The 24,293-nt window shown below is 69.6% G+C and carries 22 protein-coding genes; 12 read left to right on the top strand and 10 right to left on the bottom strand.

Annotation, left to right across the window (positions count from 1 at the left end):
- Positions 1 to 65: 65 nt before the first annotated feature.
- Positions 66 to 1,064, top strand: coding sequence for a nitroreductase (locus HOV77_RS06930; protein WP_290859147.1), 999 nt, complete (start codon positions 66 to 68; stop codon positions 1,062 to 1,064).
- Positions 1,065 to 1,114: 50 nt separating this feature from the next.
- Here HOV77_RS06930 and HOV77_RS06925 read toward each other — a convergent pair whose 3' ends face one another.
- The gene (locus HOV77_RS06925) at positions 1,115 to 1,990 is read right to left on the bottom strand and encodes a universal stress protein (protein WP_290859690.1); all 876 of its coding nucleotides are present in this window, start codon (positions 1,988 to 1,990) and stop codon (positions 1,115 to 1,117) included.
- Positions 1,991 to 2,052: 62 nt separating this feature from the next.
- Entirely contained in the window at positions 2,053 to 3,252 is a 1,200-nt protein-coding gene (locus tag HOV77_RS06920; RefSeq protein WP_290859145.1) for an ABC transporter ATP-binding protein, read from the bottom strand.
- Positions 3,253 to 3,425: 173 nt separating this feature from the next.
- Here HOV77_RS06920 and HOV77_RS06915 point away from each other — a divergent pair, with 173 nt between their 5' ends.
- Complete coding sequence (locus HOV77_RS06915; RefSeq protein ID WP_290859143.1) at positions 3,426 to 6,032, top strand: cation-transporting P-type ATPase; 2,607 nt, start codon at positions 3,426 to 3,428, stop codon at positions 6,030 to 6,032.
- Positions 6,033 to 6,052: 20 nt separating this feature from the next.
- Here HOV77_RS06915 and HOV77_RS06910 read toward each other — a convergent pair whose 3' ends face one another.
- Positions 6,053 to 7,420 carry an MBL fold metallo-hydrolase gene (locus HOV77_RS06910; RefSeq protein WP_290859141.1) on the bottom strand — a complete coding sequence of 456 codons (1,368 nt, stop codon included), beginning with the start codon at positions 7,418 to 7,420 and terminating at the stop codon, positions 6,053 to 6,055.
- A 266-nt stretch (positions 7,421 to 7,686) separates the two neighbouring features.
- Between HOV77_RS06910 and HOV77_RS06905 the strand changes: the two genes are divergently transcribed.
- Entirely contained in the window at positions 7,687 to 8,367 is a 681-nt protein-coding gene (locus tag HOV77_RS06905; RefSeq protein WP_290859139.1) for a hydrolase, read from the top strand.
- A 38-nt stretch (positions 8,368 to 8,405) separates the two neighbouring features.
- Positions 8,406 to 8,891, top strand: a complete 486-nt coding sequence (locus HOV77_RS06900; protein WP_290859136.1) for a flavodoxin domain-containing protein — start codon at positions 8,406 to 8,408, stop codon at positions 8,889 to 8,891.
- 97 nt (positions 8,892 to 8,988) lie between these two features.
- Here the strand turns inward: HOV77_RS06900 and HOV77_RS06895 are convergent, their stop codons facing one another.
- From HOV77_RS06895 to HOV77_RS06875, 5 genes are all read right to left on the bottom strand, one after another.
- A complete protein-coding gene (locus HOV77_RS06895; protein WP_290859134.1) occupies positions 8,989 to 9,456 on the bottom strand; it encodes a universal stress protein in 468 nt (155 codons plus the stop codon).
- Positions 9,457 to 9,474: 18 nt separating this feature from the next.
- The gene (locus HOV77_RS06890; protein ID WP_290859132.1) at positions 9,475 to 10,356 is read right to left on the bottom strand and encodes a universal stress protein; all 882 of its coding nucleotides are present in this window, start codon (positions 10,354 to 10,356) and stop codon (positions 9,475 to 9,477) included.
- A 78-nt stretch (positions 10,357 to 10,434) separates the two neighbouring features.
- Positions 10,435 to 10,902, bottom strand: coding sequence for a universal stress protein (locus HOV77_RS06885; protein ID WP_290859130.1), 468 nt, complete (start codon positions 10,900 to 10,902; stop codon positions 10,435 to 10,437).
- A 96-nt stretch (positions 10,903 to 10,998) separates the two neighbouring features.
- A complete protein-coding gene (locus HOV77_RS06880; RefSeq protein ID WP_290859128.1) occupies positions 10,999 to 11,445 on the bottom strand; it encodes an OsmC family protein in 447 nt (148 codons plus the stop codon).
- A gap of 21 nt (positions 11,446 to 11,466) precedes the next feature.
- Positions 11,467 to 11,997 carry a nitroreductase family deazaflavin-dependent oxidoreductase gene (locus tag HOV77_RS06875; RefSeq protein ID WP_290859126.1) on the bottom strand — a complete coding sequence of 177 codons (531 nt, stop codon included), beginning with the start codon at positions 11,995 to 11,997 and terminating at the stop codon, positions 11,467 to 11,469.
- An 87-nt stretch (positions 11,998 to 12,084) separates the two neighbouring features.
- Here HOV77_RS06875 and HOV77_RS06870 point away from each other — a divergent pair, with 87 nt between their 5' ends.
- Together HOV77_RS06870 and mgtA are read left to right on the top strand one after the other, a co-directional pair.
- Entirely contained in the window at positions 12,085 to 13,443 is a 1,359-nt protein-coding gene (locus HOV77_RS06870) for a wax ester/triacylglycerol synthase domain-containing protein (protein ID WP_290859124.1), read from the top strand.
- 141 nt (positions 13,444 to 13,584) lie between these two features.
- Entirely contained in the window at positions 13,585 to 16,092 is a 2,508-nt protein-coding gene (gene mgtA, locus HOV77_RS06865) for a magnesium-translocating P-type ATPase (protein ID WP_290859123.1), read from the top strand.
- Positions 16,093 to 16,331: 239 nt separating this feature from the next.
- Here mgtA and HOV77_RS06860 read toward each other — a convergent pair whose 3' ends face one another.
- Positions 16,332 to 16,601, bottom strand: a complete 270-nt coding sequence (locus HOV77_RS06860) for a metal-sensitive transcriptional regulator (RefSeq protein ID WP_290859107.1) — start codon at positions 16,599 to 16,601, stop codon at positions 16,332 to 16,334.
- Between the two features lie 215 nt (positions 16,602 to 16,816).
- Here HOV77_RS06860 and HOV77_RS06855 point away from each other — a divergent pair, with 215 nt between their 5' ends.
- From HOV77_RS06855 to HOV77_RS06845, 3 genes are read left to right on the top strand one after another with little or no spacing between them, the layout of a single operon-like run.
- Positions 16,817 to 17,140, top strand: a complete 324-nt coding sequence (locus tag HOV77_RS06855; RefSeq protein ID WP_290859103.1) for a rhodanese-like domain-containing protein — start codon at positions 16,817 to 16,819, stop codon at positions 17,138 to 17,140.
- A 23-nt stretch (positions 17,141 to 17,163) separates the two neighbouring features.
- The gene (locus HOV77_RS06850) at positions 17,164 to 18,495 is read left to right on the top strand and encodes an MBL fold metallo-hydrolase (protein ID WP_290859101.1); all 1,332 of its coding nucleotides are present in this window, start codon (positions 17,164 to 17,166) and stop codon (positions 18,493 to 18,495) included.
- A 9-nt stretch (positions 18,496 to 18,504) separates the two neighbouring features.
- On the top strand, positions 18,505 to 19,380 hold the full coding sequence (locus HOV77_RS06845) for a sulfite exporter TauE/SafE family protein (protein ID WP_290859099.1): 876 nt from the start codon (positions 18,505 to 18,507) through the stop codon (positions 19,378 to 19,380).
- On the opposite strand, the gene HOV77_RS06840 is transcribed toward HOV77_RS06845, so the two are convergent.
- Positions 19,367 to 21,673: a heavy metal translocating P-type ATPase gene (locus HOV77_RS06840; protein ID WP_290859097.1), complete on the bottom strand. Its 2,307-nt coding sequence runs from the start codon at positions 21,671 to 21,673 to the stop codon at positions 19,367 to 19,369. The two genes, HOV77_RS06845 and HOV77_RS06840, sit on opposite strands and share 14 nt — an antisense overlap.
- Before the next feature lie 116 nt (positions 21,674 to 21,789).
- Between HOV77_RS06840 and HOV77_RS06835 the strand changes: the two genes are divergently transcribed.
- From HOV77_RS06835 to HOV77_RS06825, 3 genes are all read left to right on the top strand, one after another.
- A complete protein-coding gene (locus HOV77_RS06835; protein WP_290859096.1) occupies positions 21,790 to 22,464 on the top strand; it encodes a response regulator transcription factor in 675 nt (224 codons plus the stop codon).
- On the top strand, positions 22,461 to 23,660 hold the full coding sequence (locus HOV77_RS06830; RefSeq protein ID WP_290859095.1) for a HAMP domain-containing sensor histidine kinase: 1,200 nt from the start codon (positions 22,461 to 22,463) through the stop codon (positions 23,658 to 23,660). The genes HOV77_RS06835 and HOV77_RS06830 overlap by 4 nt, the downstream gene beginning before the upstream one ends.
- Before the next feature lie 70 nt (positions 23,661 to 23,730).
- Entirely contained in the window at positions 23,731 to 24,225 is a 495-nt protein-coding gene (locus tag HOV77_RS06825; RefSeq protein WP_290859094.1) for a DUF2231 domain-containing protein, read from the top strand.
- Positions 24,226 to 24,293: the final 68 nt, after the last annotated feature.

Raw genomic sequence — 24,293 nt, 5'->3', positions numbered from 1 at the left:
GATTCGCGTATCATTTGGCAAACGTCGCGGATTGCCAGCGACACAGTTCATCCGCTGGAGTTGACATGCTCGGCGCCGAGCCGATGACGATCTCGCCGCAGGACCTGCTCTTCGAAGTAGCTTGCGTGGCATGTCGTGCGCCGTCGATCGCGAACTCGCAGCCGTGGCTGTGGCGCATCGACGGCGATGTCCTCGAGTTGCGGTGCGACCAGTCACGGCAGCTGCCGGTCGCGGACCCGCACGGCCAACTGATGGTGACGAGTTGCGGGGCGTTGCTGCATCACGCCTCCGTGGCTCTCGCGGCATTGGGGGCAGCGGCGACCATCGAACGAGTCGACGACCCGTCGGATCCCGCCCTGCTGGCACGGCTGGTGTTGACCGGCTCGCGGCGGGTCAGTGCCGAGGACATGAGAATGCATCACGCCCTACGCATCCGGCGCACCGATCGCCGGCCCTTCCGGGGAATCCGGCCGCTGCCGGACGCGATAGTCGACCTGCTGCGCCAGTCGGCGGTGCCGTTCGAGGTAAGCACCCATGTTTTCGATCCCGCGGAAATCGGCCTACTGGGACACGCCGCGCAGGCGGCGGCTCACATTCACGCCAAGAGCGATTCCTACCGCGAGGAGATGGCGGCCTGGACCACGTATCGAGATCCCGCTCAGCGCGACGGCGTTCCACCCACAGCGGCGGTGCCGCAGGTGCCTCGTCCTGTCCCGGTGCGCGACTTCGCGCCGGACAGCGTACCGCTGCTGGAGCCTGGGCCGGGTGACGACCGGTACACGACCTATCTCGCCCTGGCCACAGACACCGACACCCGATGGGACTGGTTACGCACCGGCGAAGCGGTCAGCGCCATGTTGTTGACAGCAACGACGCTGGGCATCGCCTCATCGGTGTTGAGTGAGGTCGTCGAGGTGCCCGGGGCCAGAGCGCTGCTTCGCGCAGTCGTCGCCCCCGCGGAGTTTCCGCAGCTGACCGTGCGGTTCGGGCTGAACGCGAGTGGCGGAGAACTCCGGCCGACAGCTCGCCGCCCCTGCAGCGAGGTGATCACGATCGTGCGCTGACGAATGCGCTCGGTCGGCGCGCTGAACCCCCGACAGTCACTGGGACCCGGTCAGTCTTCGGACGGGTGGATCACGGCGACCGGGTGGTGGGCGTGATGAACCAGTGCGCGGCTGACCGAGCCGAGCAGCAGCCCCGCGAAGCCACCGCGGCCCCGGCATCCAACGACCGTCAATGCCGCGTCGGCCGAGGCGTCGACCATCGCCTTTTCGACGTTGCCGGTGACCTTCACCCGAGTCTGCACCGTGATGCCGCCTTCTGCGTACGCGGCGACGGCGTTCGCGAGCATCTTCGCAGCATCGGTCTGCTCGCTGGGCACGCACGCGTTCATGACGATCAGCGGAGCGTCACGGCGGCGGGCCTCGTCGACGGCGAAGACCAGCGCCGCGCGCGCGGCAACCGATTCGTCGTACCCCACTAGGACGGGTGCTTCGGGGCCGGCGGAAGGCGGCGGCTGTTCTGGTCCAGGTTCGACGTCGCTCTCCGGCGGGCGGACCACGACCACGGGGCCGTGGGCGTGCGCGGCGACCTGGGCAGACACCGAGCCCAGCAGCAGTTCCGTGAAGCCGCCGACCCCGCGTGAGCCGACGACCGTCAGGGCGGCCTTACGCGATTCTTCGATCAGGACGCCCGCGGGAACTCCGGCGATCTCCTTCGATTCGACTGCGGTCAACGCCGGGTACTGTCGCTGAATCCGCTCGACCGTGTCGGCGAGCAGCTTGGCGACCTGTTCCTGGAAATGCTCGGCCTCGGCGATGGAGTACGACACCATGCCGACCGGCAGATATCCGTACAGCGGTGACTCGTGCGCATACACCAGACGGAGCGGCACACCCCGCCATACGGCGTCCCGGGCCGCGAAGGCGACAGCCGCCAGGCTCGACGGCGATCCGTCGACGCCGACGACGACCGGACGTGTGGCATACAGAGTGTTCATGCCTTCACAATCGACCCGGCCGACGTGAGGTGACAGGGTGCGCGGGCCTGTGATCAGGGGACCAAGGTCCCGTCGGCCCGAGCCGACGCTTCCGACGCGAAGGCTTGCCCGGAGTCGGCATCGAAGAAGTAGGCCTGCGCCAGGTCAAGCCGGAGGGTGACTTCCTGTCCGGTGAAGACGGCGGCGTCCGGTTCAACCCGTGCCGTCCACATCGATGTCAGCTCGGTCTCGGTCTCGTTGTGCCGTGCCACCACCTCCGGAACCTCGAAGGGGGGCAGGAACAGGACGTTCTTCTCGTCGCCGAGCGACTCGACGCTGACTGCGGCAACGCTGATCCGGGGTACGTCGATGTCGTCGACCGGACCGAGCAACCCCAGCGCGCCCGGGCGCAGTCCGACGACGACTCGATGTCCGGATAGGTGCCGGAGATCGGGAAGTCGGTTCAGCACGGCCTCCGGAACCAGCCAGCGATGATCGCCGACGATCAGCTCGACAGCGTCGCCGACCGACTCGATCCGCGCGTGGGCGAGGTTCATCGCGGGCGAACCGATGAATCCGGCGACGAAGACGTTGACTGGATGCCGGTAGAGCTCGTCCGGCGTGCCGACCTGCTGAAGCCGGCCCTCGTTGAGCACGGCGATACGGTCGCCCAAAGTCATCGCTTCGACCTGGTCGTGCGTGACATAGATCGTGGTCGTCCCGGACTCCTGGTGCAGACGGATGAGCTCGCCTCGCATCGCGACCCGTAGCTTGGCATCCAAATTGGACAACGGTTCGTCCATGAGGAAGACCTTCGGCCGTCGGACCATCGCCCGGCCCATGGCGACCCGCTGGCGCTGACCACCGGACAGCGCCTTCGGCTTACGTTCCAGCAACGGCTCCAGGGCGAGGGTCTCGGCGACCTCGTGCACCTGGCGGCGGATGTCGTCCCGCGGGGTATGGGAGATCTTGAGGCTGAACGCCATGTTCTCGGCGACGTTCATGTGCGGATAGAGGGCGTAGTTCTGGAAGACCATCGCGATGTCGCGTGCCTTCGGCGGCAGGTCGTTGACGATCTTGCCGCCGATGCTGACGGTGCCTTCGGTCGGATCCTCGAGGCCGGCGACCACCCGCAGCAGCGTGGACTTGCCGCAGCCCGACGGGCCGACCAGGACGAGGAATTCGCCGTCTGCGACGGTCAGGTCGACATGGTCCAGGGCGACGCTTCCGCCGGGGAAGACCTTGCTGAGTTCGGCGATGACGACTTCGGCCATCGGGATCACCTCACGGCTGTCGAAGGCAACCGCGTGCCGAGGGGTGACCGTCACGCGGGGGGGACATCGACCAGCCTGCGCCCGTTGTCGGGTTCCGCCCAGGGTCCAAGGTCCGGGCAGAGACGGCAGGTCGGCACTGTCCGATCGGGTGAACCGCTGTGCAAGGTCAGAGAGTGAGCGTTGTCGTCGCGCCAGCCGTGATGGGCGATCGGAAAGGACTCAGCTCCGCCGAGGCCGCTGAAAGACTGGCCGAGACCGGCGCCAACTCTCTGCCGACCGCGCGTCGCCCGTCGGCGCCGCTTCTCCTGATCAAGCAGGTCGTCCACTTCTTCGCCCTGCTGCTCTGGGCGGCCGTGGGTCTGGCGTGGCTGGCCGGCTTGCCCCAGCTGTCGGTGGCGATCGCGCTGGTCATCGTCGTCAACGGGATCTTCGCCTTCATCCAGGAATATCGAGCCGATCGAGCCGCCGACCGGCTACGCGACCTGTTGCCGGTGTCCGTCGCGGTTCGCCGGGACGGCCGCCGGCAGCCGGTCCCGGCGATCGACCTGGTTCCGGGCGACATCGTCCTGTTGGAGGCCGGAGACCAAGTCAGCGCCGACATGCGGACGTATGCCGGGCACGGCTTGTCCGTCGACGAGTCCACCTTGACCGGGGAGAGCGTCCCTCGCCGGGTGAACCCGGCCGATGCGGAGTCGGCGCTGATGTACGCCGGCACCTTCATCGTCGAAGGAGCCGGTGAGGCAGAAGTCGTCGCGACGGGCAGCCAAACCCGGCTGGCCGGGATCGCGGCACTGACCCGCCGCACCCGCCGTCCCCCGAGCCCATTGGCTCTACGGCTGAACACGGTGGTCCGCGTCATCGCGGCAGTGGCCGTCGTCGCCGGAATCGTCTTCTTCGCACTTGCCGTCCTGCTGGGGATGGCGCCCATGGACGGCTTCCTGCTCGCATTGGGGGTCACCGTCGCATTAGTGCCGGAAGGACTGCTGCCGACCGTCACGTTGTCGCTCGCGTGGGGCGCCCGCCGGATGGCCGAGCGCAAGGCGCTGGTCAAACGGCTGGAGTCGGTCGAAACGCTCGGCTCGGTCACCTTCATCTGCACCGACAAGACCGGCACCCTCACTCGCAATGAGATGTCAGCCGTAGAGGTGTGGACGCCGATCGGCGTCGCCCGGGTCGCCGGCGTGGGCTACGAACCCGTCGGTGACATCTCCGCAGACATCCCCGTGATGGCGGCCGTACGCCGCTTGGCGTACGCGGCAGCGCGGGCGTCAACCGGTCACCTCCGGCGGATCGACGGGCGGCTGGTGCCCGCTGGAGATCCGACGGAGGTCGCGCTCTACGTCCTGGCGGCGCGAGCCGGGATCGACCTGTCGACCCAGAAGCTCAATGAGCCGACCATCCAGCGGTATCCGTTCGATCACCGCCGTCTACTGGCATCGGCCGTCGCGGGTACGGAGCTCTACGTCAAGGGTGCGCCCGAAGCGGTCCTGGCGCGCTGTTCGGCCGGCCAGCCCCTTGAACAGGCCGGTCTGGCGGCCGCCGAAATGAACCGCCGGGGTTTGCGTACGCTGGCAGTGGCGGCGCGCGCCTTGTCTGGACCGGTGAACGCGCCGGAGACCGCCGAGGCGAAACTGACGCTGCTCGGGGTGGTGGGTTTGCTGGATCCGCCGCGCAGCGACGTCGCCGAGGCGATCGCGGAATGCCGGACGGCCGGCATCCGGATCGCAATGATCACCGGCGATCATCCGGGTACGGCCCGTGCTGTCGCCGACCACGTGGGCCTGCTCGGCTCGGACGGGCTCGTGCTCACGGGAGCCGATCTGCCCGCCGACGAACGGGCCTTGGCGGAACTGCTCGACCGCGACGGGGTCGTGGTCGCCCGCGTACGCCCCGAGGACAAGCTGCGGATCACCCAGGCGCTGCAAGGCCGGGGTCATGTCGTGGCGATGACCGGCGACGGGGTCAACGACGCCCCAGCCCTCAGGGTCGCCGACATCGGTGTCGCGATGGGCGCCACTGGGACCGACGTCGCCCGCGAGGCTGCTGACCTGGTGCTGCTCGACGACCACTTCGGCACCATCGTGGCCGCGGTCGAGCTGGGCCGGGCAACCTTCGCCAACCTCCGCCGGTTCCTCACCTACCATCTGACGGACAATGTGGCGGAACTGGCGCCGTTCGTGCTGTGGGCCTTGACCGGTGGCATGTTCCCGCTGGCGATCGGTGTTCTGCAGGTGCTCGCGCTGGACATCGGCACCGACCTGCTGCCGGCACTGGCGCTGGGCGCGGAGCCGCCGGGGCGCCGGGCCCTCCGCCGAGGAGCCAGCCAGGGCCGCCTGCTCGATCGCAAGGTTCTGATCCGGTCCTTCGGCGTACTCGGGCCGACGGAGGTGCTCACCTCCATGGCGGCGTTCGCCGTGGTCCTGCTGGCCGGTGGCTGGCGCTGGGGGCAGACGCCACCGACCGAGCTCCAGACGGTCGCCTCCGGCACCGCCTTCGCGGCGATCGTGCTGGGCCAGCTGGCGAACGCGCTGGCCTGCCGCAGTGAGAGTCGCCCGCCCTGGCGGCTGGATCGGGGACACAATCCGTTGCTGCTGGGGGCGATCGGGGTCGAATTGGTGCTGCTGGTCGGCTTCCTCGGCGTGCCGTGGGTCGCGGAGCTGCTCGGCGGATCCTGGCCGAGCGCGCTCGGTTGGGCGATGGCCTCGCTCGCGATACCCGCCGTGCTGGCCGCGGACGCGATCGCGAAGACGGTACGCGCACGCCGGACACGCCGTGAATGAACCGGGATCCCCTGGCCGCGTCAGATCCGGACCCGCTCGCCCGGCCGCGGCACGACTGCGCACCAGCCCAGCTCCTGGTCCACTCGGGAGGCCAGCTCCTGAGCCGCATGAACCTCACCATGGACGGCGAAGCAGGTTTGCGGCGGTCGCGGCGCGGCGGCCAGCCACGCGAGGAGTTCGTCGGCGTCGGCGTGGCACGAGAACTCGTCGAAGCCCTCGACCTGCGCCCGCACCGGGATGTAGCGGCCATGGGCTTTGATGACATGCGCGCCGTCCAGCAGCGCCCGGCCGCGGGTGCCGGCGACCTGGAAGCCGACCAGGGCGATCAGGTTGCGCGGATCGGGCGCCAGCCCGGCGAGGTGATGGACGACCCGGCCGCCGGTCGCCATGCCGGACGCCGAGATGATGATGCACGGCATCCGCGTCTCGTTGAGTGCCTTGGACTCGTCCACGGTCCGGCACGCGTGGAGCGTGCCCGTCTCGAACGGGTCACCGGTTGCCGGTTGAGGCCTCATCTGTGGCCCGCCGTTCGTGAGCGCCCGGCGATACACGTCCAGCGCGGCCAACGCCATCGGGCTGTCCACATAGATCGGCGCATTCGGGATCCGGCCGCTGAGCATGAGCGAGCGCAGCTCGGTGAGCAGGACTGCGGTGCGGTCCACGGCGAACGCGGGGATGAGCACCACTCCGCCTCGACCGAGCGTCTTGGTCAATGCGGCCGCGAAGTCGCCGAGGTCGCGTGGCGGGCGGTCTCGATCACCGTAGGTCGACTCGACGACGATCGCGTCGGCCGCTGGGGGCGGTTCCGGTGGCCGGAGCAGTGGATGATCCGGGTTGCCGAGGTCGCCGCTGAACACCACCGATCGTCCGCCGGCCCGAACCTCGATGGTCGCCGACCCGAGGATGTGACCGGCTCGGCGCAGCATGACATCGACGCCTGGGGCTACCTGCGTACGCCGACCGTGATCGATCGGCCGGAACAACGCGATCGCCTTCTCGGCGGCGGCCGAGTCGAACAGCGGAAGCGGCGGACGATGCTTGGAATACCCGGCTCGCCGCGCGTACTCGGCATCCTCCTCCTGCAAGTGAGCCGCGTCTCTCAGCACGATCGAGCCGAGCCGCCCGGTGTCCGGGGTGAGCAGCACCGACCCGGTGAACCCCTCGGCGACCAGCCGCGGCAACCAGCCGATGTGATCCAGATGCGCATGGCTCACCACGACGGCCGCCAGCCCGCTGGGCGCGATGGGAAACGCGTCCCAGTTGCGCCGGCGCAACTCACGCTCGCCCTGAAACATCCCGCAGTCGACCAGGAGCTGGGTCTCGCCCTGCTCCACCAGAAACCGGCTGCCGGTCACGGTACCGGCGGCGCCCAAGAAGGTCACGTACACGATGGCCACCTCCACCTACAGGCTCGCCGAGCCGTGTCCCCCGGCGCACCAGGCGGCAGACCTGGCGATCGGGACGAAAGTCCCGCCGGCGGAGCCCGACCGGCCGGGTCACGCGCACGGTTGGGGCGCGTGTGCATCCAGGGGCGCAGGGGGCATCCGGCCGGTCGGGACCTTCGGCGGGTCCTCGGCGGGACTGCCGACACTGTGCGGGCTCGGCTTTCCGCGATGTGCTGGAGGCGACCAAACCGATGTTCCGGGAGACAGCGATGACTAGTGTGCGTACGGCGGTTCCGGACAGTCCGGCTCGGCTGCGCTCGTCGCTCACGATCGACGTGTGCGGCGTGACACTGACAGGCGATCTTTTCACTCCGCTGCCGCCCGACGGCCTGGTGATCTTCGCGCTCGCGTCCTCCGGCGGACGGTACGACGCCGGCAACGTCCTGGCGGCACGACGCTTCAACGACGCCGGGCTGGGAACGGTCCTACTCGATCTGCTGACGCCGGCTGAGGATCTGGAACGCGCGCCTGCACACGACATCGAACTCATGGCCACCCGCTTGGCCGCCGCCGACCAATGGCTGCGCCGTCGGCATTGGTCGGCGGCGACGCCCATCGGATGGTGTGGAACCGGATCCGGCGCGGCCGCAGCCTTGTGGGCCGCCGGGGAGCCGGGAGCCGACGTTGCGGCCATCGTCTCGGTGAACGGCCAGGTCGCACTCGCGCCCGAGCGCCTTCGCGCCGTGCGCGCCCCGACGCTGCTGGTGGCGGGCGTCTCCGACACTCAACTCCTCGATGCCAACCGCGTGGCACAACGACGTCTGCGCTGCCCGGTCCTGCTCGACGTCATCGCGTCGGCTCGGCCGCTGGATGACCCGAGCGAGCGACATCTGGCCACCGACCTGGCCCTGCGCTGGCTTCGCCATCGCCTGAGCTCGGCCGAACGCTGACGGTAAGGCTTCGAGAGGAGAACGTAGGATGACCCATCTTGATCGCGTACGGTTCGAAACGCGGCGGCACCGCCGGCTTGGCCGACATGATCGGCGCCGAGCTCATCGCGCACGGGCTGCGCGTCGACGTCCGACCGGCAGCCAGGATCCTCTCTGTCGACGGCTACAAGGGCGTCATCGTCGCCGGAGCGCTGTACAACAGCCGCTGGCATCGCGACGCTCGCCGATTCGTCAACCGGTTCCGTTCCGCCCTGCAGTCGATTCCGGTGTGGTTGATCGCGAGCGGACCGCTCGACGACTCCGCGAACCAGGGAACGTTGCCGCCCGTGTCCCAGGTGGCGAAGGCCGCCGCGGTTGTCGGGGCCCGAGGCTCGATGACGTTCGGCGGACGGCTCGCCCGTGACGCCAAGGGTCTCGTCGCGTCAGCGATGGCGAAGACGAGGGCGGGCGACTGGCGCAATCCGGCCCAGGTGAAAGCATTCGCGGCGGCCGTAGCGGACGAACTGGCGCAAGCTACGCGGTGACCGGCACGACACGGCCGCCGAGGCGATTCCGGCGGCCGTGTCGTGCGCGGGTCATGCTGTGCCGTCAGGTCAGCCGACGGTTTGGCAAGCAATGCGATCAGACCGTTGCGGCGGTGAGAGCCCGCGCGGGCTGCGTAGCGGGCACCGGCGCCCGGTGGGGCAGAACCACGACTGGAACCGTCGAAAGCCGGACGCAGGCTTCGGTGACCGATCCGAGCATCGCGCGGCTGACTCGGCCACGGCCGTGGCTGCCGAGCACCAGCAGATCCGCTACCCGAGCCACCTTGACCAGCTCGTACGCAGCCCGGCCGACGACCACCCGGCCGCTGACCGGCACTCTGGGGTTGTCGGCCAGCGCGACCGTGATGGCCTCGCTCAGCAACGCCTCACATTGCGCGTGCGTCGCTTCAGCGTGAGTGACCTCCCGCCGGGGATCCCAGGGCCAGACGCAGACCGCCAGCACGCTGCCCCGGCGGGCGTACGCCTGTCGGAAGGCCCAGCGGAGAGCGGCGACGGAGGCCGGTGACCCGTCGACGCCGACGACGATGCGATAGGTGCTGGTCATGACGACCTCCCTGAGAAGTCAATGCCGGACGGCACTGGGAACGATGACGACCGGGCAAGCCGAGTGGTGCAAGACGGCCTGGCTGACCGAGCCGAGCAGCAAACCGGTGAAGCCGCCGTGGCCACGGCTGCCGAGCACGACGAGCTGGGCGGCGGCGGTCGCGTCGATGATCGTGCGGCGGATCCGACCGTGCGTCACCTGCTGGCGAACCACGACGTCGGGGAACTTTTCCCGCCATCCGGCCAGCGCCTCAGCGAGGACACGCTCCTCTTCCTCCCGGCCGACGGCCTCGTCGTAGACGAGGGGTTGCATGTCGCCCGGCCGGGCCGACATCGGATGCCGCCAGGCGTGGAGAGCGATCAAGGCCGTGCCACGCAAGGACGCCTCCTCGAACGCGAAGCCCACGGCAGGATCCGCCGACGGAGAGCCGTCGGTCGCCAGCAGCACTGGCGCGACCGGGTCGGCGTCTCCGCGTACGACCAGGACCGGGCACGCGGCGTGAGCAGCGACGTGGACGGCGACGGAACCGGCGAGCAGCCCGGTGAACGCGCCCAGCCCCCGGTCGCCCACGACGACCAGGGACGCCTCATGGGCAGCGGCGATCAGCACTTGCGCAGCGGAGCCGGTGACCACCCGGCCCGTGATCTCCGCCCCGGGAACGGCCTTCCGGCTTCGGGCGACGGCGTCGTCGACCAGCTGACGTGCCTCGTTTTCCAGGCCGCCCTGGATCGGGCCCAGATCGGACGGACCAAGCGGGACAGTACGCATGTAGGGCCAGATGAATCCATGCACGACATCGAGCGGCACTCGCCGCAGAACGGCCTCACGCGCGGCAGCTTCGGCCGCGCCCAGACTCTCCGGCGATCCGTCGACCCCGACGACTACGGGCTTGTTCACCATGGCTGTCCCCTTCCCCTCGATCGCCTACCGTCTCCAGCGAGCTCAGCCGACCGGCCCGGTGGCCGGTCGGCTCACGGTTCACCGGGCACTGACCAGCGCTTCCGGCTTCGCTATGGCCTCCGCACGCGCCGCGGGCACCACCACGACCGGGCAGGTGGCCGCGCGTACGCACTCCTCGCTGACTGAGCCGAGCACCGCCTGGTGTAGATGGCTGTGACCGTGGCTGCCGACGGCGAGCAAGTCCGCCTCGCGAGCGGCCCGAGTCAGCTCACGAGCGGGGCGGCCCTCGATCACGTCGGCGGCGATGGTGATCGTCGGGAAGTCGTTGATTATGGGGGCGATGTCCCTGGCGAGCACAGTCTCCGCGCGCTCACGTTCCTCGTCAGGCGAAGTGGCCATCGGCGCGAAGGTTCCGGTGCCGTCCCATGTCCAGACGATGACCGCGTGAACGGTGCCACCCCGAGCCTCGGCCTCGGTGGCCGCCCAGCGCAACGCACGCCGACCGGCTTCAGAGCCGTCGACGCCGACGACGATGCCGAAGTTCATGTCAACCTCCTTGGCAAATGTGCTGTGATCTGAGGCTGCGCCTGTGGCCTCGGCGACGAGCAGAGGCGATGGTCCCGCCCGGCAGGGCCACACCGCTCAAACGGCGTTCGCCTGGTGGTGCAGGATGTCCTGGACGCTGATGGGGTCGGCGGTGCCGTCGGCCAACTCCACGGAGACAGCCGGCAGGGGCGGCCGGATCGAGTTCTGGACGGTGCAGGCGTCGATCGCGCTCAGCAGACCGTGCCGGAGCGTCGCCGGGATCGGGCCGGGAGTCGTCACGCGCAGCCGGACACTGCCGACGGCATGCGGTGTCCCGGCTCTCATGAGCCAGTCGCACTCGACCGTCAGCTTCTCGTCCGGCCAGCCCTGCTCCAGCAGGTAGCGATGGGCATAGTAGGCGGCGCAGCCGGCCAGACTGGCGACGAACAGCTCCACCGGAGTCGGTCCCCGCTCGGCGCCCGTCCCCGTACGCTGGTCGACGAACAGCCGGTGCTGCCGGATGTCGACGGAGAACGCGTCACCGTCGAGGTGGCGTATCGTCATGCGGGCCATCACGGTCCTCCTTCACCTTGAGATCGCCGGCATCCGCCGAGCCGCGGCGTCGACCGCAGCGTCGGCGGTGATGCGGAAGACGGGGATGCGGTCGGCGATCTTCTCGAACTCCTCCAGCGGGGCGTGGCGATCGACCGGGATGTGCGGCCGTGCGCCAGGCGCGAAGTCCAGGTAGCGCTTGATGATGCGAGCCCGGTCCGCGACCGGGACCTCGACGAGCTGAACCGTCTCCCGGTCGCGATGCCGCAGTACGACATGCCCGTCGGCGGCGCGCACGTTGCGCACCCAATTCGAGTCGGGACCCAGCATCGACACCAGGTATCGATGACCCGCCACCGGAGCGACGACCAGGGGACACGAGACCGTTCGGCCGGACCGGAACCCGGGCACCTCCATGACGACCCATCGGCGGTTCGCGAGCACACCGGAGCGGAACTGGGCGACCGACACGTTGTTCAATGCCCGGGCGAGCCAGTTCGGCCGGTTGTGGGGGTACATCCATCTCTTCAGCCGGTACAGCGGCCGCGTGCGTGCGTGTCCCATGGGGCTGACGTTAGGGGGGCGACAACGGGACCCATCAGGGTCGAACGGCCCTGGCCGGAGCCCATCGGTCCCGCGAAGGCTGGAGACATGACGGCGATCGAGCGGCTGACGCCCACCGATCTGATCAACGTGTACGTCGAGACGCCCGCGGCGCCGGCCCGGGTCGGCGCGCTGGCGCTGCTGGACGGTACGCCTTCGCTGGACGAGTTGCGTACGCGGATCGCCGAGCGCGCGCCGCGAGTTCCCCGGTTGCGGCAGGTCGTCTACCGGCCGCGGTGGTTCGCCGGCCGGCCGATCTGGATAGACGCGCCGGAGGTCGACCTCGCCTATCACGTACGGCAGATCGCCCTGCCCGGAACCGAGCGGCTGACTGATCTCGCGGTACGCCTGACGAACGAGCCGCTCGACCCCGGCCGCCCGCTGTGGCGTGTCTGGCTGGTCACCGGCCTGACCGGGGGCGACCGGGCAGCGGTGGTGTTCGCGATGCATCATGTGGTCGCTGACGGGCTGACGACTGTACGCCTGTTCAGCGCGCTCGCGGACGGGGCTCGCCCCCTGCCGACGCCGACGCCGACGCCTCGGCCGGGCTGGGCGACGCTGGCCCAGGACAACCTCGCTCGCCGGTTGGCGGCATTGCGGGCGGTCCGCCTGCCGGACGTCTCGCAGTGGCGTCAGATGGCGGCGTTGCGGCACGCGCAGCGGACGTCGCTGACCGCTCCGGTCGGGGTGCGGCGCCGTCTGGACACCGTGACCGTGGATCTCCAGGAGGCGAAGGCCGCGGCGCATCGGCACGGTGGCAAGGTCAACGATGTCGTGCTGGCCCTGGCTGCAGGCGGATTACGCGGGCTGTTGCGTACGCGAGGCGAGGTGGTCGACGACGTGGACCTGCACGCGACCGTCGCCATGTCCTTGCGGGACACCGAACACACGGCGGACACGGCGAACGGCAACCGCACGGGCGGCGTCGCAGTACGGGTGCCGTTGTCGGCCGACGTCCACGATCGGCTGGCCGACATAGCCTGGCGGAGCGCTCAGGCGAAAGCACGTCAGCTGCCGACGGCCAGCAACGGTCTGCTGATCGGCTTGTCCCGGCTCGGTCTGCTCAGGTGGTTCAGCCGCCATCAGCGCATGATCCACTTTGTGGAGAGCAACGTCGCCGGACCGCCTGACGACGTTCGGTTGCTGGGGACGACGATCGTCGAGGTCGTCCCGATCGGCACCGTGGTGGGCAATATCAGCATCGGCTTTCTGGCCCTCTCGTACGCCGGGCGGCTGACCATCGCCGTGCAGGCCGATGCCGACGGCTATCCGGATCTGCCCATCCTGTTGTCGGCGATGCGCCGAGATGCCACCGCGCTGGGATTGACCCCTGAACCTGGGCGGGAAGCACTCCAGCCGGCACCGGCTGGACGAACATCCTCGCGCCGCTGTCGTTCGCCGGGCTGACGATGCTCTCCTGGTGGCTACGACCGGCGAGCCGCCGGCTCTGATGCCCGGCCACCGGGACCAAAGGCCCGGTCTGCCGGGGCATTGCGCCGCTGACCAGTCCGGCGTCGAACCTCCAGACTTGCCGGGAGGGGTGATGGGATGGCAAACCGCGCGTTCTGGGCCGGTTCGACCGCGGCGGCGCTGGCGGACGCGGGCGCGACCGCCGACGGCTTGACCTCGGCAGAGGCCTCGCGCCGGCTCGCTGCGTACGGTCCCAATCGCATCGCCGGTGCTCCTCGCAAGCAGGGTGTCCGGCTGTTGCTGGCTCAGTTCACCAATCCGATCATCCTGATCCTCGTCGCCGCGACCGTCCTGGCGATGCTTCTCGGCGACCTGACCGACGGCGTGATCATCCTTGCCATCATCGCCGCCAGTGGGACACTCGGCTTCTGGCAGGACCACCGCGCCGGTCGCGCTGTCGACGCACTGCTTGCTCGCGTACAAGTGCATGCCGACGTGCTGCGCGACGGTCGTGAGCGGCCCGTGGCGCTGGAGGAGGTCGTCGTCGGCGACGTCGTGGTGCTGCGGGCCGGCGACATTGTGCCCGCCGATTGCCGGGTGCTGACCTCGCGCAACCTCCTCGTGGACGAGTCGGCGCTCACCGGCGAGTCGTTTCCCGTCGAGAAGTCCGACCGGCCCGCGGACCCGCAGGCCGAGCTGGCGCAGCGCACGGACGCGCTGTTCATGGGCACCCATGTGATCAGCGGCGCGGGATCCGCGGTGGTCGCGCAAACCGGCCGCGCCACCGAGTTCGCGGCGGTCTACGAGCGACTTGCCGGGCGCGACGTCACGACCAGCTTCGAGCGGGGCATGACCCGCTTCGGTCTTCTGCTCGTACGCGCGATGGCGGTGCTCGTCACGGTGATCCTTGTCGTGAATCTCTTGCTCGGCCGACCGGCCTTGGACGCTGTGTTGTTCTCGCTGGCTTTGGCGGTCGGATTGACACCACAGCTGCTCCCCGCGATTGTGGCGCTCAGCTTGGCCGCGGGCGCCCGCTTGATGGCCGCGGAGAAGGTCATCGTCAAGCGCCTCGACGCGATCGAGGACTTCGGCGGCATGACCGTGCTGTGCACCGACAAGACCGGCACGCTGACGGCCGGTTCGGTCCGGCTGGACCGGGCGATCAGCCTCGACGGCGCCGACAGTCCGGCGGTCCTGCGGCTCGCGGCGCTGAACGCCGGACTGCAACGCGGCTTCGCCAATCCGATGGACGAGGCCATCGTCACGGCGGCGGAACCGCTGCCATCGCGTGTCAAGCTGATCGACGAAGCACCCTACGACTTCACGCGCAAGCGATTGTCAGTCCTGGTCGATGACGCCGATGGCCCCCTGATGATCTGCAAAGGCGCGGTCTCCGGTGTTCTGTCGACGTGTGGCCAGGCCCGGACCGCTCACGGAGTCGTACCACTGGACCTCGTCCGGCGTGACGTCGAAGAGCGCCTGGCGCAGCTGAGTGCACACGGCTATCGGGTTGTGGCCATCGCCAGCCGGGCGATGCCGAACCGGCACGACATCGGCCCGGCCGACGAGACCGGGCTGATCCTCGACGGGCTGTTGGCGTTCCACGATCCCGTGAAGGCCGACGCGGCCGACGCGGTCCGCGACCTTTCCGCGCTCGGCGTCTCCACCCGCCTGGTGACCGGGGACAACCGGCTGGCGGCCGGGCACATCGCGGAAGCGGTCGGGTTGCGTGGCCAGATGCTCGTCGGATCGGAGATCGACTCACTCGGCGACGCCGAACTGGCCGAGAAAATCGCCGACGTGCACGTTTTCGCCGAAGTCGAGCCGCTGCACAAGGAACGTGTCGTGCGAGCGCTCCGGGCTCGGGGCGAAGTCGTCGGCTTTCTGGGAGACGGGATCAACGACGCGCCCGCGCTCCACGCCGCCGACGTCGGCATCTCCGTCGACAGCGCCGTGGACGTCGCCAAGCAGGCCGCGTCGATAGTGCTGCTGGAGAAGGATCTGCGGGTGATCGCCGACGGCGTACGCCAGGGGCGGCGGACCTTCGCGAACACCCTCAAGTACGTGAGAGTGACCGTGAGCGCCAACTTCGGAAACATGCTGTCGATGGCCGCCGCCTCGGCGTTCCTGCCGTTCCTTCCCCTGCTCCCCCGGCAGATCCTGCTGCTGAACCTGCTCACCGACGTGCCGGGCACCACGATCGCCACCGACAGCGTGGACGCCGAACAACTCGCGTCGCCCCGACGGTGGGACCTGGCCGGCATCCGCACTTTCATGATCGTGTTCGGACTGCTCAGTTCCCTGTTCGACCTGGCCACCTTCGCCGTCCTGCGGTGGGGCTTCTCGGCCGGACCCGAATTGTTCCGGACCGGCTGGTTCATCGAGTCCACGGCCACCGAACTGGTGGTCATGCTCGTACTGCGCTCGGCCCGCCCGATCTCGCGCAGCCGTCCGTCCACTTTGCTGCTGCTGTCCAGCGCGGTCGTGATGGCGGTGACGCTGGCGTTGCCCTATCTGCCGGTACTCGCCGACGCGCTCGGGCTGACTCCGCCGCCGGCCGCGCTGCTGGCCGCACTCGCCGGCCTGACCGTGGCGTACGTCGGCGTCAACGAGATGGCCAAACGCGTCACCCGGCTGGTCGCCTGACGGCTGTTTCAGCGTCGCCGAAACCAAGACAGCAGGCCACGGGCCGGCTTGTCGGCGGCCGCGGCACAGTCACACCGCCGGCTTTGCGGCACCCCGGCGAGGACTTGCTCGACGTGCATTCCGCAGCCGGCGTACGTGGCCTTTCCACAGGTGCGACAGGTGACTTGCCGGCACATGCGCGGCTCCCTTCTGATGAAATCTGAAAACGCGCCAGGCATGGCCGGCGCCAAGCTTGCGGATCAGGCCAGGGACAGGAACAGCTTCTCCATCTGTTCCAGGTTGGCCGTCTGGTCCTCGCCTGCGTTCTTGGCTGTCATGCACTGCTGCAGGCCACTGGCGACGATCTTGAATCCGGCGCGGTCCAGCGCCCGGGATACCGCGGCCAGCTGCGTGACCACGTCGGCGCAGTCGCGGCCGTCCTCAAGCATCGCGATGACGCCGCGGATCTGGCCCTCGGCGCGCCGCAAGCGGCGTACGACATCGCCCACGGCGTCGGCTTCGATCTGCATGACGGGCTCCCCCCAGTCGTTGGACGTCGGGTTCAACATACACCCGGGGGTATGCATTCCAGCCGCTCGTGTGACCTGTCCGACGAGGTCCCAGCCTTGTTCCCGGCTTGACGATCCCCCGGATCGCCGGGCTATGGTGGAGGTGATCCGATACCCCCCTAGGTATTGGGCCGTAGATGAAGGATACCCCCGGGGGTATCTTGAAGGGAGCACTGATGCGCGAAATCGATCAGCTGGCGTTCGTCGCCGCCCAGACCGAAGGTGCAACGGTCGTCGACGTCCGAGAGCCGGCCGAGTACGTCGCCGGGCACGTGCCCGGAGCTCGCCTGATCCCGTTGGGCCGCTTGCCCGAGCAGCTGAACGAGCTGCCACGCGGCGAACGGATCTACGTGATCTGCGCGTCCGGCAATCGCAGTCTGGCTGGGGCGAACGTCCTCGCCCGCGCCGGCCACGACGCGGTCTCCGTCGCCGGCGGCACGAACGCGTGGCAGCGAGCCGGCCGAGCCGTCGTCCTCGGTCCACGCCCCACCGCCGTCTGACAGCTCCGAGAGGACTCCCTGTGATGCACATCGTGCCCATCGACACCCCGACCTTGGGCGATCGCAGCTATCTCGTCCACGACGGGCAGGCTGCATTCGTCGTCGATCCGCAGCGCGACATCGACCGAGTGCTCGCCCTGGCCGCCGAGGCCGGCGTGCAGATCACCCACGTCTTCGAGACGCACATCCACAACGACTACGTCACCGGGGGGTTCGCCCTCGCCGAGGCCACCGGCGCGGCGTACCACGTCAACGCGGCGGACCCCGTGGCCTTCGAGCGCGTACCGGTCTCCGACGGCGACCAGATCGAGGTCGGTGACCGCATGCGGGTCACCGTCCTGGCGACGCCCGGTCACACCTTCACCCATCTGGCCTACGCCCTGTCCGAAGGCGACCGCCAGGTCGCGGTGTTCACCGGCGGCTCGTTGCTCTACGGCTCAGTGGGCCGCCCCGACCTGCTCGGCCCCGATCAAACCGACCAACTGGTACGCCATCAGTACGCGTCGGCTCACCGGCTCGCCGCCGATCTGCCCGGGGAAACGGCCGTCTACCCGACGCACGGCTTCGGCAGCTTCTGTTCCGCCACCCAGTCGGATGCCGCCGCCTCCACTGTGGCGTACGAGTCGGCGAGCAATCCGGTCTTGACCAACGACGAACAGGGCTTCATCGACGCCATCCTGGCCGGGCTGGACGCCTGGCCCGCGTACTACGCCCACATGGCCACGGCCAACACGGCGGGGGCGACCGCACCCGACCTGTCGCCGCCCGAAGACGCCGACGCCGACGAGCTACGACGGCGTGTCGCCGACGGCGAGTGGGTAATCGACCTCCGCAACCGAGTCGCGTTCGCCGCCGGTCACGTCGCCGGCACACTCAACTTCGGCCTCGACGGCAGCTTCGCCACCTACCTAGGCTGGCTCATCCCGTGGGGCACCCCGGTCACGTTGCTCGGTGCGACACCTGGTCAAGTGGCCGAGGCTCAGCGGGAACTGGTGCGCATCGGCATCGACCGGCCGGTGGCCCAGGCGACCGGCGATCCGACCGGCTGGGTCGACGGCCGGCCCTTGGCTAGTTATCCGCGAGCGACGTTCGCCGAGCTCGCGCAGGTCCGGCACCACCGGCCGGTCGTGGTTCTCGATGTCCGGCGTGCCCTGGAGTGGAAGCAGGCACATCTGCCAGGCGCGATCCACATCCCGCTGCACGACCTGCCGCAGCGCATCGCCGAGATCCCGGACGGAGAGCTGTGGATCCATTGCGCCTCCGGCTATCGCGCTTCGATCGCCTCCTCGATGCTCTCGGCGGCCGGGCGCAACGTCGTGCACGTCGATGACGATTTCCGCCAGGCCATGGCATAGGGGCTTGAGGTGACCTTCGCCGTGGTTCTCGCCGCAGCCGTCGTCGTCGGCCTGCTGCTCGGCCTGCTCGGCGGCGGCGGTTCCATCCTCACCGTGCCCGTGCTCGTCTATCTGGCCGGGCAGCAACCGGATGCCGCCATCCCCGCGTCGCTCTTCGTCGTCGCGGTCACCAGCGCCGCAGCACTCGTCCCGCACGCGCGCGCCCAGCGTCTGGAGTGGCGCACCGGCCTCGTGCTCGGCACCGCAGGCTTGGCCGGGGCGTACGCCGGCGGACGGCTGGCGGCACATCTTCCCCCGACCATGCTGTTGACCGGGTTCGGGCTGCTCATGGCGACCGCCGCCACACTGATGATCCGCTCCTGCCGCCGGCCGTTACGGGTGCGCTCGCACACTGGCCGGCTACCAGCGCTCCTCACGCTCGGCTGCACAGTCGGGCTGGTCACCGGTCTCATCGGCGCCGGTGGTGGCTTCGTCATCGTTCCCGTACTGGTGCTGGTCGCGGGTCTGCCCATGGCGACAGCTGTCGGGACATCGCTGCTAGTCATCACGCTGCAGGCCGCCGCCGGCCTCGCCGGGCAGCTGCAGCACGCCACAATCGACTGGACGCTCACCGGGATCGTCACCACATTGGCTGTCGCCGGTGCCGTGGTCGGCGCCCGACTGGGCACCCGGATTCCCGCGCGGTTGCTGCGGACCGGCTTCGGCTGGTTTCTGGTCGTCATGGCCGCCTCGGTCCTGCTGGAACAAGCGCCGGCGGCGGTGCGCCATGCCCTCGCGGGCACCCTCAGCGGTCGCCTCGTCCTCGGCGCGGGATGTGCCGTTCTGGCCGTCGCAGCGGCTCGCCATGTGCACGTCTGCCGCACGACGCCCGTCAACTCGGCATGAGGCTGAACGCGTTCTCCTCCTCCTGCGCGTTGTGCAGGTTGAGGATCGCGTACAGGCCGTAGAGCATGGCGCGGATCTCCGTGATCTCGTCCGGGTCGGCCTGATCGCCCAGGTCTTCGCAGGCGCGGCGGAGGCGGCGTACCTGGTGCTCGATCTCGGCATGGGTACGGCTGAGCGCGGCCGTCGGATCAGGCCCCAGAGCACGATCGAGGATCGGCAGAAGATCCTGCTCTTCAGCCTGCTCGTGGGGGAGCAAGACGCGGTCCAACCGGTCCACCAGCTCGCGCACCATCGTCAAGTCAAGTTTGTCGCCGCCCAGATCATCGGCGACCGTGCGAAGCCGTTCGACCAGCGGACGGGTCGCTGCGTGCTGAGCGTACAACTGGCGGGTGATGGCCAGGTCGGCTCGCGAAAGCGTGACCGTATGCGTCCGCGTCGGAAGCAGCGCCGTCAGCGCGATGGCGATCGCGGCGACATCGATGACCTCCTGGAGGATGGCGCCTGCGGTCGGTGACAACAACCCGGCGGCGGCCGGGATCATCGCCGCCAGAGAGAGTGCCATGCCGATCCCGGCGGCGAGACGAGCGATGCCATGGCTGCGCCGGGCTATGAGGATGGCGTCGGCGAGGCCGTCGACCCGGTCTGCCGTCAGCACGACGTCGGCCGCCTCGGCTGACGCGGTCGCTCCCCGGGCGGCCAACGCGACGCCGACTCCGGCGGCGGCCAACGCGGGCGCGTCGTTGATGCCGTCGCCCACCATGACCGTCGGGGCGGCCTGCTGTTCAGCACGTACGATGGCCAGCTTCTCGGCCGGGTCCCGGTCGGCGAACACGGTGTCCACACCGACGATGCGGCCGATGCTTTCCGCGATGTCGGCACGGTCGCCGGTGACCAGGACCGTACGCCGGATGCCCGCCTGACGCAGTGCGCGCATCATGCGGGGGGCGTCCGGCCGCAGCGGATCGGTCAGCAGAAGCACTCCGGCCGGCCGGCCGTCGACGGCCACGAACACCGTCAGGGAGCCGTCCAACGCGGCTCGACGCCGGGCTTGGCGTACCCAGCCGGGAATCGGACCGTCCACGATCCAGGCGGCTTTGCCGAGCCGCACCGCCCGGCCGCCGACCGTGCCCTCGATGCCATAACCGTGTCTTTCCCGCACGCCTGACGCGGCGATCAGTTCGAGGCCACGATCGCGGGCGGCGGTGACGATGGTCGCCGCGAGCACGTGCGCGGACGCCTGATCGACGCAGGCCGCCAGGCGGAGGATCTCCTCCGGCGGTTCGGTGCCTGCGGTGATGATGCCGGTCAGAGCCGGCCATCCGCGGGTCAAGGTGCCCGTCTTGTCGAACAGTAGTACCCGCCCGGCTGCGAGACGTTCCAGCGCGGACCCTCCCTTGAGAATCACGCCATGCCGCGCCGCGCGCGACAACCCGGACATGATCGCTATCGGAGCGGCCAGGAGCAGTGGGCACGGAGTGGCGACTACTAGTACGGCGACGGCGCGGACCGGATCGGCGGTGACGGCCCAGGCCAAACCGGCCACCGCCAGCGTCAGGGGCACGAATGCCAAAGCGAACCGGTCGGCGAGCCGCACGAACGGCGCGCTACCGGCTTGCGCCTGCTCGACCAGGCGCACGACCCCGGCGTACGTGGACTCGGCGGCACTCTGCGTGGCGATGACACCGACGGCCGAACCAACGTTGACAACGCCACTTCGCACGTCCTCGCCTGCCTGCCGGTCGACCGGATTCGCCTCCCCGGACAACGCGGACTCGTCGAACACCCCCGAGCCGATCAGGCGTCCGTCGACGGGCACGATCTCCCCAGCGCCGACCAGCAGCCGATCTCCCACCACGACCTGCTCGACGGGGATCTCCTGGATCGAGTCGTGTTCTTGGCGACGAGCGGATCGCGGCGCCCGCGCTGCCAGAGAGCTCAGCTCGCGGCGGGCGCGCGCGGACGCCCGCGCCTCCAGCACACCGCCGGTGAACAGCATGACCGCGATGACGGCTCCAGCGACCGGCTCGCCGACGAGCAAGGCTCCGATCAGCGCCAGCCAGGCGATCACGTCCACCGACGGCTGACGGCGGCGCAGGGACACCGCGATCGTCACCGAGGAATACGCCAGCCCGACCAGGGTCGCGGCGATCCACAGACCGGTGGCCAGGTCGTGTGCGCCGAGGACGACGGCGACGACACCGCCGAGGAGAAGGACGACCGTCAGGCCGAACAGCAGGCTGTCGCGGACCGCCCACAACCGGACGGCACCGGACTTCCCGGCCAGGTCAGGCAATGCCGGTCACCTCCTCGGCCCGAAGATCTCCACCAACGCTGCCAGCCGGGCACGAGGCCTGCACAGTGCCGAAGGTCCCAAGGGTGCCGGCTCGAAGGCGAGGCATCATGGATGTCGTGCACTCCACGCCCGCACCCTCGGTCCTCATCGTCGAAGACGACTCTCGCCTGGCTGCCATGCTTGCGGAGCTCCTGACCGACGAAGGCTACGCGGTGGAGGTCGCCCTCGACGGGCAACGTGGGCTTCACCTCGGACTGACGTACGCCTATGACGTTCTGATCCTGGATCGCGGGCTGCCCGCGCTGGAGGGCCTGGATCTCCTCGCCCGGCTGCGCCACAACGGCGTCACCTGCCCGGTTCTGGTCTTGTCAGCGTTGGGCAATCCAGCCGACCGGGTGGAGGGCCTCGACGCCGGGGCCGAGGACTACCTGGCCAAGCCGTTCGACATCGACGAGTTGCTGGCACGGCTGCGGGCGCTACGGCGCAGGCACCTCGAGAAGGCCCGAATCGTGCGCATCGGCGATCGGCGGCTGAATCTCGACAGCCGGGAGGTCTGCTCCTCGTCGCCCGGCGACCCGGTGCGGCTGTCCGACCGGGAAAGCTCGCTTCTGGCGTACCTGGCCACCCGGCCGTCGCGGGTCGTCAGCCGAGCTGAGCTGCGCTCCGCCGTCTTCGTCGACGCCGAGAGCGACGTGGCGGTCGACACCTACGTGCACTACCTCCGCCGAAAGCTGGGACCGGAGGTCATCACTACAGTCCGCGGACGCGGCTACCGGCTCGGCCGCGCGTGAGCGGCCGAGAACGGGCACTACTCCGCCGCACCGCAGTACGGCTAGGACTGCAAGCCGCCGCGACGGTCGCAGTGATCGTCGCATTGCTGGCCGGTGTCGCCACCCTCGTGGTGGTACGCGCCCAGCACGCCGCGGCCGACCAGCTGCTCACCAGTGCGCTGACCCGGGCCGAAGACGTCGCCGATCCGCCGAACGGCGTATGGGTCGTCATCGACACACCTGGCGGGCGGTCGGCGACACCCGGCTTGCCTCCCGGACTTCCCGACCTCCCGGCGCAGGCCGCGCTGACCGCCGCCGGACGCGGCTTCGACGACCTGCACGTGGGTGGAGTCGAGTACCGGGTTCTCACCGAACGAGACGGCACCACCGTCCGGCAGGCCGCACTCGATTTGAGCACCGACCACACCGAGCGGCGTACGCTGCTCGACGCGCTCCTGCTGTGCGGCGTGCTGGCGCTGATTCTGGCTGCCGCGGGCGGGGCCTGGCTCGGGCATCGGGCCGTCCAGCCTTTGGCCACCGCTGCCGCACTCCAGCGCAGGTTCGTCGCCGACGCCGGCCATGAGCTGCGCACTCCGCTCACCTTGCTGCATACGCGGGCGCAGTTGCTTCGGCGGCGCATGAGGACCGGGGCGGATCTCGATCCCCGGGCCGATGCGGACCTCGACGCCCTGGTCGACGACAGCAGCCGGCTCGCCGACATCCTCGACGATCTGCTCGTCGCCGCCGACCCTCGCGGCGACACTCCGACTCGACTGCTAGACCTGCGGGAACCAGTGCTGCGGGCGTGCGAGGCCGCGCGGGCCGACGCTCGCGAGGCAGTCGTCATCGAGCACCGATCACCGAACCAGGTAGTTCCCGTCCGTGGCACCGCAGGCGGTCTTCATCGGGCGCTGGCCTCGCTCATCGACAATGCGGTACGCCATGCGCGAAGTCGCGTCCTCGTGACGACCGGCACCGACGGCCGTGACGCGATCGTCGAGGTGAGCGACGACGGTCCGGGAATCGACCCGACGATGACCGAGCGGATCTTCGACCGATTCGCCTCCTCCGGTGAGGCGAGAGAACGTCGCTATGGGCTGGGCCTCGCACTCGTCGCGGAGATCGCGGACCGGCACGGCGGCTCGGTCGGCGCCGCGAACCTCGGCGACGGCGCGACACTGACCCTGCGGATCCCGCTGGCAAAGCCTGTGCCCTGAGGCGGCGTCCAAGAGAACTCCAAAGATTCACGGCCAGGATCGGCGGTAACCGACATAGGGAGGTTCCGCCGTGCCGGAGACCGTCAACGGGCTGCCGCTGCATCCGCTCGTCGTACACGCCGTCGTCGTCTTGCTGCCGCTGGCCGCCCTCGGCGTCATCGCCGTAGCAGCCCGGCCCGCCTGGCGAAGCAAGTACGCCGGCCTGGTCGCCCTCGTGACACTCGGGGCGAGCCTCACCATCCCGCTGGCCACCGAGAGCGGCGAAAACCTCGAGCGCCAGGTCGGCCGGCCCGGCGTACACGCCGAACTCGGCGACTCGTTGATCTGGTTCGCCCTGCCCCTGCTGGCGATCGCCATCGCGTTGTACTGGACGAGCCGCCGCCGTCAGTCCACATCCGACGATGCGGTCGCACGCCCGGCTGCCGGCAAAGCCGCGGCGGCGACCTTCGCCGTGCTGGCCATCGCCATCGCCATCGCGAACCTCGTCCAGGTCTATCGGATCGGAGACTCCGGCGCGAAAGCCGTGTGGCAGAACACCCCGGCCGCGGCGACCCGCGAGCGCTGACCACACTGGATCCGTGACGGTGGCCCGGGGTGGTGGGCTGGTGCGGGCCGAAAGACCCTTGCCACCGG

Source organism: Hamadaea sp., assembly GCF_013362815.1.
Lineage (GTDB): Bacteria > Actinomycetota > Actinomycetes > Mycobacteriales > Micromonosporaceae > Hamadaea.
The sequence above is the reverse complement of the archived record's forward strand: the minus strand, read 5'-3'. Positions and strand labels throughout refer to the sequence as shown.